Origin of the sequence: Marasmitruncus massiliensis, from assembly GCF_900186535.1 — a bacterium.
GTDB lineage: Bacteria > Bacillota > Clostridia > Oscillospirales > Ruminococcaceae > Anaerotruncus > Anaerotruncus massiliensis_A.
Genome location: NZ_FYDE01000005.1, coordinates 1,900,629 through 1,919,182 on the forward strand (window position 1 = coordinate 1,900,629; position 18,554 = coordinate 1,919,182).

Below are 18,554 nucleotides of genomic sequence, written 5' to 3' on the forward strand. Positions count from 1 at the left end.
GGCGCTTAAAGGCTCCTTTAAGCGCCGCAGATTATATCAGCAGAAATGGAATGATGATGTTGTGTCAATGGCACTTTTAATATTGATGATGTCCGGAGTTTTGGTGGTAATCGATCAGCTTTTGAAAATCTGGATGCTGGACCATCTGGCGGGGTCTCCGTCTATTATGATTATCCCGGGGCTTCTGCAATTAACCTATGTTGAGAACCGTGGGGCCGCTTTCGGAATTTTTCAGGGCAAAGTCGGCATCCTTTCGGTTCTGACCCTGGCGGTCATTATAACTGCTATTATATTGCTGCTGATGGGCAAATTTAAGCCTAAAATGGTGCTATGGAGTGTCGGCCTGATTATTGCGGGGGGGACAGGAAATTTAATTGACCGCATGTTCAGGACGTTTGTAGTAGATTATCTGGATATTTCTCCCTGGTTTAATTTTCCTGTTTTTAATTTCGCGGATTGCTGTGTTGTCATTGGTACCTCGCTTTTATTGATTTACTTACTGTTTTTTGAAGGAAAAGAGTCAAAAAAACTTCCCGAACAGGCGGACGGTGAAGAAGTTGGATAAACAGATCTATGATGTGGAAGAAGAGGACGCGGGGACACGGGTTGACAAATGGCTGGCTGATAATGTGGAATTCCTGACCCGTTCTGCGATTCAAAAGCTGTGTGAAAGCGGTTGTGTAACGTTAAATGACAAGATTCTGCCTAAGAACTATAAGCTTCAGGGCGGGGAAAGTCTTCTGCTCACTTTGCCGGACGCAAAGCCGCTTGATGTGGAGCCACAGAATATTCCCCTGGAAATCGTGTATGAAGATGATGATTTGCTGGTTGTGAACAAGCCAAAAGGGATGGTTGTTCATCCCGCTCCCGGAAATTATGATAAGACGCTTGTCAATGCGCTGCTCTATCATTGCCGGGGCAGTCTTTCCGGAATTAACGGAGTTCTCCGGCCCGGTATTGTCCACAGAATTGATAAGGATACCAGCGGCCTTTTAATTGTTGCGAAAAATGATTATGCGCACAATCTGCTCACCGAACAGATAAAGGCGCATAGCTTTACACGGGTCTATAATGCCGTGGTTTACGGCGGATTTTCCGAAGAAGAGGGCACTATTGACCTGCCCATCGGCCGTTGTCCCACAGACCGCAAAAAGATGTGTGTAATTTATCAGAATTCCCGTAACGCAGTCACGCATTACCGGGTGCTGGAACGGTTGGGTGCATTTACGAATTTGGAGTTGCGGCTGGAAACGGGCAGGACACATCAAATTCGAGTTCATATGGCTTACAAGGGGCATCCGGTAGCCGGGGACCCGGTATATGGACCTAAAAATGTGATTACCAGGCTCCACGGGCAATGCCTCCATGCACGGCTGATCGGCTTTATTCATCCCCGAACCAATCAATATATGGAATTTTTCAGTGAACTGCCTGCATATTATATGTCTTTCCTGAAAAGTATTTCACAGTGAATCCTTGTAAAGCATATTTCTTTACAGATATTTGCGGGTAAAGTTGCTGCATAAAATCCCGGCTTTTTTGCATAGACTGGAAAGCGGAGGGATGTGCGAATGAGAAAACGGCTTTTTGCAGCGGCAGCGCTGTGTCTTTGCGGAATAGCAATTTATTTTGCAGTATATTCGATCGGCGCAATTACTGCCAACGCGCCATATGAGCGGTTGGAAAGTCTCCCTACAATTGTGATTGATGCAGGGCATGCGGAATCAGTTAATGCAAAAAAATGTAGTTGGCCTGGAAATTCCGATAAAATCTATAAAATTACTGGGAAGATTGAATTGACAGGCCGTAAAATTGCTGTTATACTATTTATGTAATTTTAAGATTGTCCTAATGAATGTTTTAAGATGCATCATACGAGACACAGAATCGTATCTCGTCTTCTGGTAAGGAAGGCGAGTTTTTTATTGCAGAATTTATTATTTACTTTATGAACAGATTCGCTGATGATGTAAAGAAAGGAACTATAAAATGTTAAATCAGTTTTCTAGGACAGAACTTTTGCTTGGAAAAGAAGCCATGGAAAAGCTGAACAACAGCAGGGTGGCTGTATTTGGAATCGGCGGCGTCGGCGGGTTTACAGTTGAAGCACTGGTACGCAGCGGAGTCGGAATTTTTGATTTATTTGATGATGATAAAATTTGTTTGACCAATCTGAACCGGCAGATTATTGCAGTTCGAAAAACAGTAGGACAGTATAAGGTAGATGTCATGAAAGAACGTATTCTTGACATTAATCCAAACGCGACTGTCTATACACATAAAACTTTTTATTCCCCCGAGGTTTCCGCAGATTATGATTTTTCCAAATATTCTTATATCGTTGACGCAGTCGACACCGTAACTGCGAAACTGGAGTTGGTCGAGCAGGCCAGAAAGGCGAATGTGCCGATTATCAGCTCGATGGGTGCGGGAAATAAACTTGACCCCACTGCCTTTGAGGTGGCTGATATTTATCAGACATCGGTATGCCCGCTCGCAAGGGTCATGCGCCGTGAATTGAAAAAGCGGGGAATCGACAAGCTGAAAGTTGTTTATTCTAAAGAACAGCCTCTGACGCCGATTGACGATATGGCAATTAGCTGCCGGGCCCATTGCATCTGCCCGCCTGGAACAGCCAGGAAGTGCACGCAGAGAAGGCAGGTCCCGGGCAGTACTGCATTCGTGCCGTCGGTTGCCGGATTGATTATTGCGGGCGAAGTCATCAAAGATCTTTCGGGTACGATTCATTCAGCAGGCAGGGATGCCTGTGTGCAATAAGGAGTCTATCATATGAGCCGTGAGTTAGAGAAATGTCAGTTGATTGAAAGAAGCATCATCAAAAGATTTCGCAAGGAGATCTGGAACCCTTTTATCGAGGGGGTTAAACGTTACCAACTGATTCAGGCGGGCGACCGGATTGCTGTCTGTATGTCCGGCGGTAAGGATTCCATGCTCTTGGCAAAATTAATGCAGCAGCTTCAAAAGCACAGCGAAGTGCCGTTTGAATTGGAATTTCTTGTGATGGACCCGGGTTATGCGGAAATAAACCGGCAGAAGATTATAGACAATGCCGCGCTGATGCAGATTCCGATTAAGATTTTTGATTCTAAAATCTATGATATTGTTACCGGTATTGAGCAAAATCCCTGCTATCTTTGCGCCAGAATGCGAAGAGGGCATTTATACAAATATGCGCAGGAACTGGGCTGCAATAAAATAGCGCTGGGACACCATTTTACGGATGTTGTGGTGACGACCCTTATGGGGATGCTTTATGGGGCGCAGATTCAGGCTATGATGCCGAAGCTGCACAGCACAAATTTTCCGGGAATGGAATTGATACGTCCATTATATTGCGTGCACGAGGAACAGATTATCGCGTGGAAAAATTATAACTGCCTGGAATTCATTCAATGTGCATGCCGCTTTACGGAAAACTGCCCGGTAAATGAAAATGAAGCCGGTCAGTCGAAACGGAAGGAAGTAAAACTGCTGTTAAAGCAGCTGAAAGTCGGAAATCCTCAGGTGGAAAAACATATCTTTCAAAGTATTCACTCCGTAAAATTGGATACCTTGATCGGATATAAAAAAGATGGTGTCGAGCATTGTTTTTTGGATGAGTATGATAAGAACAGTCAGCTTCCGGAAATAAAGGAGGAAGACTCGATTCTATAATTCTTGGATTGGTTACTTATATCAACTGGGTCTCTCGTTCCAGCCGGAGCAGGAGACCCGGTTGATTCTGTTTTAAAGTCATATGCGAAGCCTTATTCGTCATAAACTGATATAAAATCAGTTTATGGGGTGATTGCATGTATCAGATGACAGTAAAAAATACAATTTCTGAATCAAGCAAGGAAGAACTGGAACGGCAGGTAAACCAAAAGTTCTCAAATATCCTGCTTGCCCAAAGCCAAAAGACTACCCAACAGCTGCCAAATGATATATAATAAATGAGGACTTTTTTATGAAGAGAGTCGCTGTTTATTGCAGACTGTCGGAGGAAGACCGGGACAAAAAAGAAGAGTATGATGAAAGCGAAAGTATTCAGAACCAGAAGTCCATGCTGATACACTACTGTATGGAAAAAGGGTGGCAGGTGTACAAAGTCTATTGTGATGAGGACTATTCCGGGGCTGACCGAAACCGGCCCGAATGGATGGAAATGATTCGGGACTGCGAAGAAGGAAAAATAGATATCGTTCTGTGCAAAACACAGTCTCGTTTCAGCCGTGATATGGAAATGATTGAGCGATACATTCATGGAAAGTTTCTCGAGTGGAATGTTCGTTTTATCAGCATTGTGGATCATGCGGACACGGAGGTGGCAGGGAACAAAAAAGCGCGGCAGATCAATGGGCTCATCAATGAATGGTATCTGGAGGACCTGTCCGATAATATTCGCAGAACGCTGACCCACAAAAAGAAAAACGGGCAATGGACAGGATCTTTCGCCCCTTATGGATATCAGATTGATCCCGACGATAAAAACCGGCTGATTGTAGATTCTGTGGCCAGCGAAGTGGTAAAAGATATTTTTAGGATGTTTGCCGGAGGGATGGGATACATAGCGATCGCAGAGCAACTGAATGCCCGCGGTATTCTGAACCCTACGCTTTATAAAAGGGCGCTCGGAAGCTGCTTCCGGACCAATGAGTCCCGTATCACTTCAGAGCTTTGGACAGACAGCACCATTTTTTATATTCTTCACCAGGAAATCTATACCGGAACTTTAGTGCAGGGAAAAACGCATAAACTAAATTATAAAGATCACAGAAGAGTACCGGTCCCAAAGGAAAACTGGATTCGGTGCCCGGGAACGCATGAGCCGATTATTGACGAGAGTCTTTGGACTGCTGTGCATGTAAGGCAGAAGGAAAAGACGCGCTGCTCTTTTTCCAATGCGGCAGGCGCAGGGACCAGACATATTTTCAGTAATAAGGTTTATTGCGCTGAATGTGGCAACCGAATGTATAAAACAAGCAGCCGGGGGGCAAATGGACGCTATAGCTATTTAAAATGCCGTACTGCCAAATCATCTGCAAAAGCCTGCGAAAATTCGAAATTCGTTCGTCTGGATGTTCTGCAGGAAGTTGTTTTGGATGAAATCAATCAATTGATTGAGACTTATTTCAATCCAAATCTGATTCAAATGCCCTCTCAAAAGCAGCTGCTTTCCAAAGAGACTGCCTTGCGGCTGGAAAGTGAAAGCCTTGAAAAAGAACTCGCCGCACAGAAAAAGTTTTCTGCCAGGCTCTATATGGATCATATCAACGGCAAAATGAGCGAGGAACAGTTTGCTGTTTTGAATGATGAATGGCTGTCCCGATACAGCCAACTCATAAATCGTCAAAAAGCAGTTGAAAAAGAGCTGTCATCCTTGCAGGCTGTTGCTCAAAAGACACCGACCGATCGAAATGAGCTTTCCCACTTTCAAAAATTTGGTCAGTTAACGCATGAACTGGTAAATGAGTTTATCCAATCTATATGGATTGGTAAAATTCAGGAAAACGGTACTCGCGAAATAGAAATCAGATGGAATTTTGAGTGACTGTAACATGCTTTTTTGGATTATCTGACACAGGGCATGGTGGGTATGACGGAGGAGCTGTCGGAAGTAATCATGTAGTCGAAAAAGATATTAATTTGTCGATTGCGCTGAAGCTGTATGATATGCTGCGGATTAATGGGTTTAAAGCCGTGTTGACGCGTGACAGCGACATCTCTCTTCATGATGACGATCATGCTTCCAACCGAAAAAAGAAAAATTCGGATATTATGAAGCGCTTTGCAATTGCCAAATCTTATGATAATGCAATTTTGCTAAGCATTCATCAAAATAAATTTATGCGTCCCAAATATTTCGGCGCGCAGGTCTTTTACGGACCCCAAAATGAGGAAAGCGAGCGACTGGGAAAGATCATGCAGGCCCGGATGATCAACATGCTGAATCCGGAAAATACCAGGCAAAGCAAAAAATGCACAGACAGCGTTTATCTGGTCTATAACGCGCCGATGCCGGCCTTGCTGATTGAATGCGGATTTTTATCAAATCCGGAGGAAGAACGCCTGCTCAATACAGAAGAGTATCAGCAAAAGGTTGCGTTTACGATTTTCTGCGGTACGATGGAATATTTGGGTCTGGAATATCAAGGGGAGGGTGGTGAAGCCTCCTCCTCAGAACAGGGGACTTAAAACGAATGGCAGTAACAAAAAACAGAAGTATCTATGTATGCGCTAATTGCGGCTATGAGACACCTAAATGGTATGGGCGCTGCCCCGACTGCGGAGAGTGGAATACGCTGACAGAAGAGGTGCGCCAGCAGGTAACCGCCTCAAAAGCCGCAAAATTGACTGCGCAGACAGCGCCAAAAGTAAATTATACCCGCCTGTCCGAAATCTCGTCAGATGACAGTCAACGCTATAAAACAGGTGTGGGAGAATTGGACCGGGTATTGGGCGGAGGGATTGTTGCCGGCTCGGTTATGCTGCTTTCAGGAGACCCGGGAATTGGAAAATCCACACTTCTGCTGCAAATCTGCCAATGTCTTTGTAAGAAACTTAAAATTCTCTATGTCTCAGGGGAAGAAAGCGCCCGACAGCTGAAACTGCGTGCAAACCGGCTTGGAGTGACCGGCAGCGACCTTTATATTTCCGCGACTACCGATATTGAAAGCCTGATGGAAACCGTCCGGCAGTTGTCGCCGGATATCGTGATGGTTGACTCCATCCAAACGATGAATCTGGCTTCTCTGACACCGTCTGCCGGAAGCGTCACCCAGATTCGAGAGTGTACGCAGGTTCTAATCGGAATTGCGAAAAGCAACGAAATCCCTATTTTTATTGTAGGGCATGTTAATAAAGAAGGCGCCATTGCCGGCCCCAAAATGCTGGAGCACATGGTGGATGCGGTACTGTATTTTGAAGGGGAACGTCAGCAGAGTTACCGCATTCTCCGCGCAGTCAAAAACCGGTATGGCTCCACCAATGAGATTGGCGTGTTTGAAATGGTGCAAAACGGTTTGCAAGAGGTCAGTAACCCTTCGCTTATGATGCTTACCGGACGCCCGTCAGGTGTTTCCGGTACTTGTGTTGCCTGCGTTATCGAGGGAACCCGGCCGATACTGGCGGAGGTACAGGCGCTGGTATCGAAAACCGGTTTTGGTACGCCACGCAGAATGTCGACGGGATTTGATAATAACCGCACCGCTCTGCTGTTGGCTGTACTTGAAAAACGGGGAGGATATTTTTTCGGAAACCTTGACACTTATATCAATGTGGTGGGCGGCCTGCGACTGGACGAGCCTGCTGCCGACCTGCCCGTCGCAATTGCTTTAGCGTCAAATCTTCTTGATAAAGCAGTTTCGGACGATATTGCTGCTTTCGGCGAAGTTGGACTGGCCGGGGAGATCCGGTCGGTCAGCAATATTCAGCAACGGGTCAAAGAAGCATATCGGCTTGGATTTACCACCTGCATCATCCCCAAACAATGTGTAAAATCGGTCGACACCAGTGAAATGCGCGAACTGAATCTGATTGGAGTGGAGAACATATCACAGGCCATCTCGATAATCAGATAGGTCTGCATAAGGATCAGTATGCGTAAAATAGCCGCAGCCGCCGTTTTTGCAGTTTGTAATGTAAGTGATTTGATCAAGAGCGCAATAGCCTTGCTGCTGATAATAGCAGTCTTTATCGCATGGAATAAGATGGATTCTGGATTCTTTTGCACTTGACATAGAACAAAACACCTCCAAACTAATTTCAGGTTTCATTGACTATCATAACCGGTTAAACGCCAAATCATTCTTTGGCAAAAAGAATAAATCCCCCAGTACGGCAGAAACTAACCTCGTGAATTGAGGATGGATTTTGACTGAATGGGGGTTATTTTTTGGCTTTGAAACAAATAGCGGCTCTGCTGCTGGCTGCAGGGTCTTTTGGTGTTGCCGCTGTTATGCCGGCAGCAGTTTTGCAAATGGTACCGACAGTGACCTGTATTACACCAAAACAGGTCCTTTATGAAAAAAGGATTAACGCGAGCGGTACGATTGAAGCGCAAAACACCAAAGAAATTTATCTGGAGACGCCGGTGATAGCAAGTTCTGTTCATGTATCAGTAGGGGATTACGTAAAAAAAGATCAGGTTCTGGCAACAATTGATACAACGCTTACTAAAAGTATTATGGAACAGAGCATCCCTGCAAAGGATCTCGCAAACTTATTTTCAGAGGATCTGCAGCAGGCTTCAGACCTGGCGGGACTATATTCGGTTTTGCAATCTTCTCCGCTCGGATCCAACATTGGATCTTTTGAAGACCTTGTTTCCGCTGCTTATGGCTCGACAGATGAATCCCTTACCCCAAATTCCTATATCTATGTTCCGGAAACGATCACTGCGCCGATGGATGGCATCGTGACTTCCGTGGAGGTTAAAAGTGATGTCCTGTCGCGTACTGCAAAACCGCTTATTACCATTTCGGATACCGGAAGTTATGCGGCGATGGTAACGGTCGGGGAGTCCTATAGCTCCGATATCCAGGTAGGAGATCCCGCTGTTATCACAGGTACCGGGTTCGCAGAAAAAAGCTATGAAGGACATATCAGCAAAATTTATCCTGTTGCCAGAAAAGCATCCGGCACAGCGGTGCAGGAGACAGTGGTCGATGTTGAAATTACAATAGATAACCCGGATGACTCTTTAAAATCAGGATTTACTGCAAGGGCAGAAATCATGACAAATGCGCGGCGCAACATGCTAATGATTCCCTATGAAGCAATCCAACAGGATGAAAATAATATTGAATACGTGTACGTAGTGCAGGATTCCAAAGCTGTGCGAAGAGATATTACTACAGGGCTTGAACTATTAGATGGCGTTGAAGTAACAAATGGGCTTGGAGAAAATGAATTATTGGTAACAAATGCTTCGGCGGTTAAAACCGGAGTCCGTGTCCGTTTACTAAGGGGGTAGAGCATGTGCTGGCCGATAGTTTAGTGTGCAGCTTTCGAAACCTTGGAAGAAAAAAATTCAGAAGTTTCTTGACAATCTGCGGAATCGCAATTGGGGTTGCTTCCGTAGTTTTGATTGGGTCTATTGGAGAGATCGGTAAAGACACAATCAATCGGGAATTGAGTTCTTTGGGCCTTGGAAGCGTTACTGTGAGCGCAGATAAAAAGTTTACGAGTTTAAAGTTGTCGGAGGAAGATTTAGCGCTGATCAGGAGTACGCCATCTGTACGCAGCGCCTCTCCGATTGTTGTAGATTACAGCAGCGTGCGCATGCGCGGACTGGTCGCCAATACGGTACTTTGGGGACTGGATGGTGCAAACAGCCAGATTATTACATTGAAACCGAAACACGGAAGACTCTTGAATCAAACTGATCTGGCCGGCGCTGCCGATGTATGTGTCGTAGATTCTAATATGGCCAATATGTTTTATCATAGGGAAAATATTGTAGGCAAACATCTTGACGCTATGATAGGGGGGAGCTATGTCACTCTTGAAATTGTAGGCGTTGCATCTTCGGGCGGAAATATTCTTCAAAGTATGGTAGGCGATGTAATACCCTCTTTTGCTTATATACCTTATACGACTTTACAGCGATATAAAGGGGAGTCTTCATTTGAACAGATTGCCGTCACTCTTCGTAATCCGAATACCATCGATTCTGCTGCGGAACAGCTCACCGCAATGATGAATCGTTCTCACAATCTGGAACGTGGGTTCAAAATAGACAATATCTCCCAGCAAAAAGACACTTTAAATAATATGTTGAGCGTCGTAACGATCATTCTCTCTGCTATAGCCGCGGTTTCGCTTGTAGTTGCGGGGCTTGGCATCATGACAGTGATGATTGTATCCGTAAATGAGCGTACCAGGGAAATAGGAATTAAAAAATCTATTGGAGCAACAAAAGGCGTCATTATGATCGAGTTCATGATTGAGGCTTTTGCGATATCAGTAATTGGCAGTATAATGGGAGTAATCGTCGGCCTGAGTTTAGTTTGGATAGGGTGTACCGTCGTTAAGGTCCCATTATTAATTAATATCAAACTCTTGATGTCCAGTGTTGGACTATCTGTAATGGTCGGAATGATATTCGGAGTTTATCCAGCGACCATCGCAGCTAAAATGCGACCAGTTGATGCTTTGCGTATCGAATGACAGAAAAAAGCCGCAATAAATTGCGGCTTTTTTCTGTATATATTAAACGATAATATTCTTGACAAACTGGACAGGGGGTGATAGACTGGAAGAAAATAACAAGTAATTTCGCTAAATAAAAATTGTACAGATTGTGCTGGAAGTAAATTTCCAGCACTTTTTCATTTGTAACACATTATTGGAATGGCTGCGCATCTGATCTGCGCGGCAGCTTAAAAAATATGTGTTACAAAAAACAAAGGCAGGGGAAACCCTGCCTTAGCTGTTTTTAAGATTCTTTAATTGGTTTTCATTTTTTTTTGATTCATCATCAATTTTTATATCTGTCCTTCCTAGCAGTAAATCAATAGATGTGCTGTATATATCTGCTATTCTTGCTATGTCGTTGATGTCTGGAAGTCGTTTTCCGTTTTCCCAGTTGCTGTATGAGCCTTGTCTAATTTTTAGCTGTGCAGAAATTTCTTTTTGCGTTAATTGAAATTTCTCTCTGAAATATTTTAGTCTCATAGGAATTATTTCTGTATAGTCAACCATATTATCACCTCAAATATATTGTATCAAATGTCGGAATGAAATAATGTCGTTCTGACATATTTTTTTACTTCCGTATATTGCATTGTGACATATTTTGTGATAATATTTCAATATGAAATATGTGGTAATATTTCAAATTGATTTTAAGAGGTGTTAGAAAAATGACAGGTTTTGTAATTGGTAAGGTTCTTGCACCGGAAGTGATGAAGTTTAAGGACAAACAAAAGCTGAATTTCGGACTGCTATCCGGTAAATCGTCTACGTTGTTTGATGTGTGGAGTGATGACAAAGTATTTGACAGAGCCTCTGCATTAAGGGACGGAGATACAATTGTTGCAATTGTGGGAACTTCGGTAGATGACAAAGGGCGGCTTCGTAACTATTTTAGGGATTTTGCAATCTCGCCCGATGGTCTGCGCGAGGACATTATGTCTTTGTTTGCTCCGGTCAATGCAAAGTAGGCGTGAGCATATGCGGGTATTTTTCAAGACTATGGCTGTTTCAGTTGTCGCTTTGGTTATGATCTACGGTTCGGCCTATCACTGTTTCGCGGCGGATACGATTGGAGAGAGTGTAGCGATCGAGGAAAGTGTAGCGACCGGAGAAAGTGAAACGACCGGAGAAAGTGAAACGACCGGAGAAAGTGAAACGATCGAAGGAAGTGAAACGACCGAAGGAAGTGAAACGACCGAAGGAAGTGAAACGACCGAAGGAAGTGAAACGACCGAAGGAAGTGAAACGACCGAAGGAAGTGGAACGCCCGAAGAGAGTGGAACGCCCGAAGAGAGTGGAACGCCCGAAGAGAGTGAACCAGCCGTAGAGAGTGGAGCGGCTGAGGATTTGCACTATATCCGCGTTTACATAGAATTTTTCGTTTATTTCTGCATTCCGGTTATTATCTGTTTTGCGTTCGATTGGTGGTTTTACTGCCTGATCAAACCAGTATTTGAGGACTAGCAGTCCTTGAAAATAAATTATGAGAGAGGTTTTGTCATGAAAAAGTTTTCGTTGCGGTCATCTTTTGAGACACTCAAGCGAAAAGCTGTTCCTGCTGTTATGTGCGCATCTCTTACCGCCATGACTGCGGTAACCGCTTTCGCGGAAGAGCCTATTGATGCTGATCTGGCGGTAACGCCCGAGATGCTCCAGCCGATTCTTACAGGAGTTTCGGCAAATGTGAAGGTAATTCTTCCGGTTGCCATTGGTATTTTTATAATCCTCTTCGGTCCTCAGCTGGCGATGAAGATTATCAAAAAGTTTGCGAAGCCGTAATTTTGCGAAAAGGAGGGGGGAAAGGATACAAGAAAATCCTTTCCCCTTTTTCGTTTCTTGTAACACAAAGTTCTCGCCCTGGTGCGCAGCTGCCGCGGCAGGAATGTGTTACACACAGGAAAGGCAGGGATAACATGGATAGTTGGGTAGTGTACGACGTGTCGTATCTGTATCGGTTCTATGACATCATAAAGCAGTCTATCGGTAATTCTATCAATGTTGGAATCTTGGTGTTCGCGGCTGTTTTTGCGTGGTTGCTGGTGTCGCGTATAGTCAAGAAATTTTCAAAGTAAGGAGGTGGTTATATGAAAAGGGTTCTTTCTGCGGCAGTTTCCGCGCTGTTGGTTGTTGCTCTGTCGGTTGGAGCATTTGCGTCTACGTATCCTTTGGAAAATGAGCCGATGTTTTATGAGCAAGACGGCGATACATATATTGGAACCTTGGTTACTTCGACTTTGACAAATGCTCAAAAGGATTTTTTACGGGCATGGTTGGAAAGCGATACAAATATGTTGGCCTATTCGCGTAATTCATCGCTTACACATGGGCAAATTGTCTTTTATATATTTTCATCTAATACTGTTTTAACTTCATCGTCAACTTCATCAGATACAGCTTGGGCGACTCTACAGTTTGCGAGTGGTGCGCAATTTTCTTCTCTCAATTTTGATGCTGTAACTGGTAAACAGGTAGGGGATGGTACTTACTGCAATACGTCTGGAACTTCTAGGTCTGTTGGCAGTTCTAATTCTATTGGCGTTGGCACTCTTATTAGCGGTACTATATTTGATAAATTTAGCAATGTTTCTTTGCCGTCGTCTGCGCTTTTAGATTTCGAGGGCAGATTGTATTTAGAAGATGATGATGGATTGTTGGAAGGGGATGAACCGCCCGCATCATCCAGCGAGCCAGAGACTTCTGAACCGGCTTATGAGTTTCCGGAGGTTCAGCCAACGGATAATCAATATATTGCATATGACGTTACTGTCTGGAATAGGGCGGCAGATGTTATTAAACAGTCGGCGGGAAACTCCATCAATATTAGTTGGTTGATTCTTGCTTTGGTCATGGGTTGGCTGTTGGTCTCCAGAATTGTAAAGAAGCTATCGAAGTAAAGGGGGAAGAAGATGAAACGGCGGCTTTTGTCTGTGCTTGTGGCTTCGGCTATGTTGTTCCTGTTGGCGGCTCCGATCTGCGCCGCCACTCTTCCAACTGCAACGGAAAAAGATGGTGATACATATGTCGGTACTTTTAGGATGGCTGACCAAACAGACCTGTATAAACAGTTTTGGGACGACTGGAAGCATAGCGACCGGAATGTAATGCTTGCCGGTGCCGGTGGAGAGTTCTTTTGGTTCCTGATTGTTCCGGAGGGTGCAAGCCTTGCCTTTTTCGATGATTCGTCTAATAGTCCGCAGTTTGTGCGAATGACATGTAATAAAGCAATTGATTATTTACGGTTTAGCGTAAGTGTGTCTGACAGCGAATCTATTGAAGTTGAAGAAATGGGAACCCTGTCAGCTGGTACAGCTTTGCAGAGTGTCCGCTATGTTGTTTCTGGTACTTATTTCAATACAGTAAGCTATCATTTTTCAGATTTCAGCTATGACTACCTTGTGGATTATGAGGGTACTTTGTATCTCGTGGATGATCTGGACGGAGATCAGGACGAGGACAGCGGCTTGCTGGCATGGTTGAAAAACATATGGGATTGGCTTTCGTCCTTCTGGGAAAAGCTGAAATCCTTGTTTATCAGCTTGTTTGTTCCTTCCAATGGCTATTTCAGTGACTGGTTTAATGAGATTAAGACAGCATTTGAAGCTAAGACAGGGGGGCTGTCCACTCTGTTTGACAGTATTTCCGGTTCGTTGGGCGGTTTATCCAGTTCGGGCAAATCCACATTGATACTTAAAACTTCGGATAATTACCTGTTTTCAGGCTATAAAGGTGTATCCGTTGACATACTGGCAGGGGTTAAGGACGTGTTGGTGTGGCTTCGCTCATTCCTTAATGGGCTGGTCATTATCTATACTGTGATCACCTGCTATAAACAGCTTATCAGAGTGATTAAGACGTAATTGTAACACAATGCTGTAATGGCTGCGCAGTTGATCGGCGCGGCAGCTGAAAAAATATGTGTTACAAAAAGGAGCGTAGAGTATGACAGCTTGGTACATATTATTCTTTTTATTATTTGTCTTGGGCGTGATTTCTTATTTTGTTGTTGATGGATGGGAGCATCCGAGGGTTAAACTTTTTTCTATTTTGTTATTCGGTGTTTCGGGTTTGGCTTTCTTTTGTGCAATAGTTGATCCAGTTTATGCAGAATCTGAACGTAATGAGGTTTCAAGCTATATCCTTTCGATTTTGAATGATGGAGATAAAGATGTTTATCGGTGTGTTGGCGTTTTGGAAAGTGGAATATCGTTCGATGTCGAATTGCATGATTTGTTTTTCAGTTGTGATGATAACGCTGTTTTGGTGAAATATGCGGATAGTGGATTTCTAAGCGATAAGTTAAATCGCGGAACGCCCTATTATGATTTGATCTTACCCGCCGATTCAGGGGGTGAACAGAATGATAATTGAGGGCATCATGAACGTGCTGAAAGTGGTGATTTTGTTTATCATCGGTCTGTTTCCCAAACTTCCGGACATGAGCATATTGTCTCAATCGGTGAATTCGGTTACAGCAGTATTCAGCGCGGTTGATTCATTTATCAGTGTCAGTCTTTTGGGATTCTGTTTCGGGGTGCTGTTTATCTTTACTCACATTGATTTCATATGGTCAATCATTATGTGGGTCATAAGGAAAATTCCGGGGGTGTCATGATGTCAGCAATAGACTTTACCGCCATTGTCGCGGATACATTCAGTCCGATCATTCATCTGTTTTGGACAGTGCTGGGCGTGGCCTTCGGCGGCTCGTTGGTTCTGGTTTGCGGCTTTATTCTGTTTTTCTTTTTCCGGTATCGGGTAAATCCTTTTAAGGTGCGGCCTTTCTATCTGGCATTGCTAAAGATAAAGTTTAAACCATATGATCTTATGCGTTGGTGGCTTTGGGACTTTCTGACGCGCAAGAGCAGATCGAATCGGTTTCGGCCTTTTGGGTTTTCTATCTTTGTCGGCCCGCAGGGGAGCGGAAAAACGGTTTCTATGGTTGAATATTTGTGGGAGATGAAGAGGAAATATCCCAATTGCAAAATTGTCACCAACTTTACGTTTTCCGGTGCTGATAAGCATATGGAAAGCTGGCGCGACTTGCTTACCTATCGCAATGATGAAAACGGCGTTATTTTTGCGATAGATGAAATACATAGCGAGTATAGCTCCGCGAACTGGAAGGACTTTCCCGAAAGTATTCTTTCAGAAATCAGCCAACAGCGAAAACAGCGAATCAAGATAGTTGCAACCGCGCAGGTATTTAGCAGGGTAGCGAAGCCGATCAGGGAACAGGCTTTTAGCGTGATCTGCTGTAAAACCTATTTCGGCCGTCTTACCCGCAATGTGGAATATGATGCGGCCGAATACAGTACCAGCGACACTCCGTATCAGGTAAAGAAGAAGTGTCGGCCGCTCTGGAAGTCGATGTTTGTGCAGTCCAATTCATTAAGGCATAGTTATGACACATACGAGAAGATTCAGCGTATGGAAAAGGTTGAGTTTATCCCGCGCAATGAGAGATAAACCGCCATTAGTGTTTTTTTCAGTCGGCGGGAGCCGACGAAAAAACACTTGGCGGTTATCAAGATCGGAGTGTAACACAAAGTAGCGATGCTGCAGCTCACGCCTGGGCGATAAATTGTGTTACAGGATTGGAGGGGCATTATGGAATTATTGTTTGAGCACTGGTTTATGATTACACCTTTAGGCGTTCTGTTCGGGTTGTGCCTTTCGGATATTCTTAATTGGATGTTGATGCAAAAGTAAGGGAGTGTTTTTGATGATTAATATTGCATTTGCTGTTAGTTCGTTTGTTTTGATTCTAATATCTCTTAGAGTCAGATCACTTTCTTATATTTCTTTACTCTATTCAGTTTTTGTTTTGGGATTTGTGGTTGCCAGATGTTTGATGTAAGGAGTGTTTTTGATGGCAAAGAATAACATTCGGTCGTTTCGCTTTTCGGACGAAGTGGCGGCGATCATCGAAAAGTTTAAGGGTGATAGTTTGAACGATAAGTTTGAAAACTTGGTGTTGTACTGCTTCTGGGAGCGTAAAAAGATAGATGATCAGCTTGTCCAGAAGCGCAAGGAGTATGACCGGCTCTGTAAACAGGTGGAGGAAAAGCGGAAACAGCTTTATGAGTATGACTCTTTGGTGGAGGAGAAACAGCGGCTTAATAAGGCAATAACAAAGATTGTAATTGATGTGATTGACTACAAAGAGCGGCTTAATAAGGCTATGCAGGAGGATGTAACACAAATAGATCTCGCCGGCGATCGATCGGATCCGGAGAAATGTGTTACAAAAGCTGGATAAGGGAGTGTAGAGTATGTTTTTTATTATTTCGGCGGTATGTTTAGGAATTTTGATTTTATTTTTCTTTATTCTAAGTCGTTTTGATTCAACCTGTGAAGTGAGTGAGGCCGTTGTTAATCTTCTTATGATAGGTGCTGCTATGGCTTTTATAGGTACAATAACTTTCCTTGTTTTGGGTATCTTTAATCTCCCATATTTTGAAGTACAACGTTATGAATTGCGGGATTATTCTTTGACTGTTACTGAATCGCCGCTTTTTGGCTCTGGTTATAGTGAGAGATTCACAGGGACTACATATGACCATATGGAATTTGAACTTGATTTGCATGAGATACGTAAAGAGGGTAAGGAACCTGTATTGGTAAAGTACGAACGTAAACTTTTGGGTGTTTCATCTTATCGCTATGATTTGATTTTGCCTGCCGATTTGGTTGGTGAAAAAGCAGGGTAAGGGGTATTGATGATGTTTAGTACATTATTTTTAGGCGTTGTGTTTTTAACTTTTTTGGCAATAGGTATTTTATTATTACTTGGGATAAGGTAAAGGGGGTAAAGGGGCACAGCCCCTTTGTCCAGCGCGCCGAATGGCGCATAATTCCTTACTGCCCTTGTTGCAGTTGGCCTGTGCCAGCACGAGGTTTTGAGGGGCTTTGCATCGTGTAAAGTCCAGATGCTTTTCCCTTTGTCCAGCAAAAAAAGTGTAACACAAAACCCGCCCAGGGAACCGGCGAACCGGCGCGGGAAATGTGTTACAGCGGGCGGCGTGAGCCGCCCAAAGCCCCCGTATTGTATCACGGGGGCACTAACCACAAAGAAAATACCTGCAAAGCCTTTTCTCATGCGGGTTTGAGGGGTTTTAAAAATGCATGAAAAAAATGATATAAAAATCCTTGTTGACTGGCTCACTTTTACGATAGGATTTGAGTGTTTTTTGGAAGATTCGGTAGATAATGCGGACGATATTGGAGAGACACACGAATGCATTTTACGGCTTGCTTCGGATGTGTTTGGCTTCAATGATTTGGAATTCAAGCCAATTAATAGCATATATGGCTATACGATACGCTATGCGGCAGGGCCTAATAATAACATTCGTATTGCATGGGGCGGGAATACAAAAACAATTATGTTTGATCTAACTGGTGAGGGTTGCCGCCTGTATGAAAGTGTAAACGAGAAATTAGACTGGTACGAACTGATTAAAAAAGTGCAAAAATACCGTACACATAATATCAGCCGTCTTGATGTGGCTTGCGATACCTTTGGCTTATTGGATATGGGCAAGCTGTTTAAGTTCACACGTGAAAAACGCTATGTTTCCCGCTTCAAGTCTGAACCGTTGGTCAAGATGATGCGTGAAGAAACCATTGATTTTGGTGCTACAACAAGCCGTGTGATGCTTCGTATTTACAATAAGTCTTTGGAGCGTATTTGCAAAGCTGGCGTTGATGCGGCAGACGTCCCGGAAAATTGGATTCGGTTGGAATTACAGTTACGCAATGATGGTGCGGACAGCTTTATAAGATCGTGGCAGTCTACCGGGAATATTTCTACTGCGTATTATGGGTTAATGTCAAACCAATTGCGTTTTGTGAAAGAGCGGAATGAAGAAAATCCGCAAAGGTCTATTTTAACACCATGGTGGCGTAAGTTCCTTGGTAATGCGGAGAAGATTCCTATGGCTTATAAGGGCGGCCTAGAGTATAATTTGCAATCGCTTCAACGGTATGTGTTCCATCAGGCCGGGAGCTCCATAAGAACGTGGTGTGAATTGAATGATTATGATATGGATAAGTTCAAAGAACTGGTGAAGTATAGGAAGTTGAACGAGCGGCAAAGAAACCTCGTAGATACTATGACAGCGGGTGCGGATGAATGAAACGTGGATACATACCATCGAAATATGGCTGGTACGATTGCTGGAAATGCTTGTGTGAAGTCTGCACGAGGGTGTATTGTCCGAAATGCAGACGGAAGTCAATGGCGGCATTTTGTATAGCCATGAGACAGCGCGGGTCATGCCCAACGATTAAATGCGATTGGTTCGTTCACAAGGAAAAGCACAAAGTATATCGGATTGTACGCAGATATAAGAAAC

23 protein-coding genes are annotated in these 18,554 nt (G+C 43.8%); 22 read left to right on the top strand and 1 reads right to left on the bottom strand.

Annotated elements, in window-relative coordinates; translation table 11 throughout:
- Positions 1-67: 67 nt before the first annotated feature.
- From lspA to C1A10_RS17235, 11 genes are all read left to right on the top strand, one after another.
- A complete protein-coding gene (gene lspA / locus C1A10_RS17185) occupies positions 68-565 on the top strand; it encodes a signal peptidase II (protein ID WP_180951200.1) in 498 nt (165 codons plus the stop codon).
- Positions 558-1,472, top strand: a complete 915-nt coding sequence (locus tag C1A10_RS17190) for an RluA family pseudouridine synthase (protein WP_101911417.1) — start codon at positions 558-560, stop codon at positions 1,470-1,472. Before lspA ends, C1A10_RS17190 begins: the two co-directional genes overlap by 8 nt.
- 99 nt (positions 1,473-1,571) lie before the next feature.
- Entirely contained in the window at positions 1,572-1,835 is a 264-nt protein-coding gene (locus tag C1A10_RS17195; RefSeq protein ID WP_101911418.1) for a hypothetical protein, read from the top strand.
- A gap of 154 nt (positions 1,836-1,989) precedes the next feature.
- Positions 1,990-2,778 carry a tRNA threonylcarbamoyladenosine dehydratase gene (locus C1A10_RS17200; protein WP_101911419.1) on the top strand — a complete coding sequence of 263 codons (789 nt, stop codon included), beginning with the start codon at positions 1,990-1,992 and terminating at the stop codon, positions 2,776-2,778.
- A 12-nt stretch (positions 2,779-2,790) separates the two neighbouring features.
- Positions 2,791-3,675 carry a tRNA lysidine(34) synthetase gene (locus C1A10_RS17205; RefSeq protein ID WP_101911420.1) on the top strand — a complete coding sequence of 295 codons (885 nt, stop codon included), beginning with the start codon at positions 2,791-2,793 and terminating at the stop codon, positions 3,673-3,675.
- Between the two features lie 137 nt (positions 3,676-3,812).
- Positions 3,813-3,950 carry a hypothetical protein gene (locus tag C1A10_RS18610; RefSeq protein WP_180951201.1) on the top strand — a complete coding sequence of 46 codons (138 nt, stop codon included), beginning with the start codon at positions 3,813-3,815 and terminating at the stop codon, positions 3,948-3,950.
- A gap of 17 nt (positions 3,951-3,967) precedes the next feature.
- Entirely contained in the window at positions 3,968-5,551 is a 1,584-nt protein-coding gene (locus tag C1A10_RS17210) for a recombinase family protein (protein ID WP_101911421.1), read from the top strand.
- Positions 5,548-6,195 (top strand): N-acetylmuramoyl-L-alanine amidase, encoded by a 648-nt coding sequence (locus tag C1A10_RS17215; RefSeq protein ID WP_101911422.1) that lies wholly within the window; start codon positions 5,548-5,550, stop codon positions 6,193-6,195. Before C1A10_RS17210 ends, C1A10_RS17215 begins: the two co-directional genes overlap by 4 nt.
- Before the next feature lie 5 nt (positions 6,196-6,200).
- Entirely contained in the window at positions 6,201-7,580 is a 1,380-nt protein-coding gene (gene radA / locus C1A10_RS17220) for a DNA repair protein RadA (protein WP_101911423.1), read from the top strand.
- Positions 7,581-7,894: 314 nt separating this feature from the next.
- Complete coding sequence (locus C1A10_RS17230) at positions 7,895-8,974, top strand: efflux RND transporter periplasmic adaptor subunit (RefSeq protein ID WP_101911425.1); 1,080 nt, start codon at positions 7,895-7,897, stop codon at positions 8,972-8,974.
- Between the two features lie 5 nt (positions 8,975-8,979).
- Entirely contained in the window at positions 8,980-10,170 is a 1,191-nt protein-coding gene (locus C1A10_RS17235) for an ABC transporter permease (protein ID WP_101911426.1), read from the top strand.
- A 258-nt stretch (positions 10,171-10,428) separates the two neighbouring features.
- Here the strand turns inward: C1A10_RS17235 and C1A10_RS17240 are convergent, their stop codons facing one another.
- Positions 10,429-10,704 (bottom strand): helix-turn-helix domain-containing protein, encoded by a 276-nt coding sequence (locus C1A10_RS17240; protein ID WP_101911427.1) that lies wholly within the window; start codon positions 10,702-10,704, stop codon positions 10,429-10,431.
- A 161-nt stretch (positions 10,705-10,865) separates the two neighbouring features.
- On the opposite strand from C1A10_RS17240, the gene C1A10_RS17245 reads away from it, so the two are divergent.
- From C1A10_RS17245 to C1A10_RS17290, 11 genes are all read left to right on the top strand, one after another.
- Positions 10,866-11,165, top strand: a complete 300-nt coding sequence (locus C1A10_RS17245; RefSeq protein WP_101911428.1) for a hypothetical protein — start codon at positions 10,866-10,868, stop codon at positions 11,163-11,165.
- A 10-nt stretch (positions 11,166-11,175) separates the two neighbouring features.
- Positions 11,176-11,661 carry a hypothetical protein gene (locus C1A10_RS17250; protein ID WP_101911429.1) on the top strand — a complete coding sequence of 162 codons (486 nt, stop codon included), beginning with the start codon at positions 11,176-11,178 and terminating at the stop codon, positions 11,659-11,661.
- A 36-nt stretch (positions 11,662-11,697) separates the two neighbouring features.
- Positions 11,698-11,976 (top strand): hypothetical protein, encoded by a 279-nt coding sequence (locus C1A10_RS17255; RefSeq protein WP_101911430.1) that lies wholly within the window; start codon positions 11,698-11,700, stop codon positions 11,974-11,976.
- A gap of 305 nt (positions 11,977-12,281) precedes the next feature.
- Positions 12,282-13,091: a hypothetical protein gene (locus tag C1A10_RS17260; RefSeq protein WP_101911431.1), complete on the top strand. Its 810-nt coding sequence runs from the start codon at positions 12,282-12,284 to the stop codon at positions 13,089-13,091.
- A gap of 12 nt (positions 13,092-13,103) precedes the next feature.
- Positions 13,104-14,054, top strand: coding sequence for a hypothetical protein (locus C1A10_RS17265; protein WP_101911432.1), 951 nt, complete (start codon positions 13,104-13,106; stop codon positions 14,052-14,054).
- 82 nt (positions 14,055-14,136) lie between these two features.
- A complete protein-coding gene (locus C1A10_RS17270; RefSeq protein WP_101911433.1) occupies positions 14,137-14,565 on the top strand; it encodes a hypothetical protein in 429 nt (142 codons plus the stop codon).
- The gene (locus C1A10_RS18265; RefSeq protein ID WP_145997761.1) at positions 14,555-14,809 is read left to right on the top strand and encodes a hypothetical protein; all 255 of its coding nucleotides are present in this window, start codon (positions 14,555-14,557) and stop codon (positions 14,807-14,809) included. Before C1A10_RS17270 ends, C1A10_RS18265 begins: the two co-directional genes overlap by 11 nt.
- The gene (locus C1A10_RS17275) at positions 14,809-15,663 is read left to right on the top strand and encodes a zonular occludens toxin domain-containing protein (RefSeq protein WP_180951202.1); all 855 of its coding nucleotides are present in this window, start codon (positions 14,809-14,811) and stop codon (positions 15,661-15,663) included. The genes C1A10_RS18265 and C1A10_RS17275 overlap by 1 nt, the downstream gene beginning before the upstream one ends.
- A gap of 403 nt (positions 15,664-16,066) precedes the next feature.
- Positions 16,067-16,456: a hypothetical protein gene (locus C1A10_RS17280; protein ID WP_101911435.1), complete on the top strand. Its 390-nt coding sequence runs from the start codon at positions 16,067-16,069 to the stop codon at positions 16,454-16,456.
- 13 nt (positions 16,457-16,469) lie between these two features.
- Positions 16,470-16,907 carry a hypothetical protein gene (locus C1A10_RS18615; protein ID WP_101911436.1) on the top strand — a complete coding sequence of 146 codons (438 nt, stop codon included), beginning with the start codon at positions 16,470-16,472 and terminating at the stop codon, positions 16,905-16,907.
- Between the two features lie 411 nt (positions 16,908-17,318).
- Positions 17,319-18,335 (top strand): replication initiation factor domain-containing protein, encoded by a 1,017-nt coding sequence (locus tag C1A10_RS17290; protein ID WP_101911437.1) that lies wholly within the window; start codon positions 17,319-17,321, stop codon positions 18,333-18,335.
- Positions 18,336-18,554: the final 219 nt, after the last annotated feature.

What these genes read in the sequence shown, in the direction of transcription:
- C1A10_RS17205 (WP_101911420.1), top strand. Translation starts at nt 2,791, where the DNA reads ATGAGCCGTGAGTTAGAGAAATGTCAGTTGATTGAAAGAAGCATCATC.
- C1A10_RS17210 (WP_101911421.1), top strand. Translation starts at nt 3,968, where the DNA reads ATGAAGAGAGTCGCTGTTTATTGCAGACTGTCGGAGGAAGACCGGGAC.
- C1A10_RS17255 (WP_101911430.1), top strand. Translation starts at nt 11,698, where the DNA reads ATGAAAAAGTTTTCGTTGCGGTCATCTTTTGAGACACTCAAGCGAAAA.
- C1A10_RS17200 (WP_101911419.1), top strand. Translation starts at nt 1,990, where the DNA reads ATGTTAAATCAGTTTTCTAGGACAGAACTTTTGCTTGGAAAAGAAGCC.
- radA (WP_101911423.1), top strand. Translation starts at nt 6,201, where the DNA reads ATGGCAGTAACAAAAAACAGAAGTATCTATGTATGCGCTAATTGCGGC.
- C1A10_RS17280 (WP_101911435.1), top strand. Translation starts at nt 16,067, where the DNA reads ATGGCAAAGAATAACATTCGGTCGTTTCGCTTTTCGGACGAAGTGGCG.
- C1A10_RS18615 (WP_101911436.1), top strand. Translation starts at nt 16,470, where the DNA reads ATGTTTTTTATTATTTCGGCGGTATGTTTAGGAATTTTGATTTTATTT.
- C1A10_RS17195 (WP_101911418.1), top strand. Translation starts at nt 1,572, where the DNA reads ATGAGAAAACGGCTTTTTGCAGCGGCAGCGCTGTGTCTTTGCGGAATA.
- C1A10_RS17250 (WP_101911429.1), top strand. Translation starts at nt 11,176, where the DNA reads ATGCGGGTATTTTTCAAGACTATGGCTGTTTCAGTTGTCGCTTTGGTT.
- C1A10_RS17240 (WP_101911427.1), bottom strand. Translation starts at nt 10,704, where the DNA reads ATGGTTGACTATACAGAAATAATTCCTATGAGACTAAAATATTTCAGA.
- lspA (WP_180951200.1), top strand. Translation starts at nt 68, where the DNA reads ATGGCACTTTTAATATTGATGATGTCCGGAGTTTTGGTGGTAATCGAT.
- C1A10_RS17290 (WP_101911437.1), top strand. Translation starts at nt 17,319, where the DNA reads ATGCATGAAAAAAATGATATAAAAATCCTTGTTGACTGGCTCACTTTT.
- C1A10_RS17265 (WP_101911432.1), top strand. Translation starts at nt 13,104, where the DNA reads ATGAAACGGCGGCTTTTGTCTGTGCTTGTGGCTTCGGCTATGTTGTTC.
- C1A10_RS17260 (WP_101911431.1), top strand. Translation starts at nt 12,282, where the DNA reads ATGAAAAGGGTTCTTTCTGCGGCAGTTTCCGCGCTGTTGGTTGTTGCT.
- C1A10_RS17245 (WP_101911428.1), top strand. Translation starts at nt 10,866, where the DNA reads ATGACAGGTTTTGTAATTGGTAAGGTTCTTGCACCGGAAGTGATGAAG.
- C1A10_RS17275 (WP_180951202.1), top strand. Translation starts at nt 14,809, where the DNA reads ATGTCAGCAATAGACTTTACCGCCATTGTCGCGGATACATTCAGTCCG.
- C1A10_RS18265 (WP_145997761.1), top strand. Translation starts at nt 14,555, where the DNA reads ATGATAATTGAGGGCATCATGAACGTGCTGAAAGTGGTGATTTTGTTT.
- C1A10_RS17270 (WP_101911433.1), top strand. Translation starts at nt 14,137, where the DNA reads ATGACAGCTTGGTACATATTATTCTTTTTATTATTTGTCTTGGGCGTG.
- C1A10_RS18610 (WP_180951201.1), top strand. Translation starts at nt 3,813, where the DNA reads ATGTATCAGATGACAGTAAAAAATACAATTTCTGAATCAAGCAAGGAA.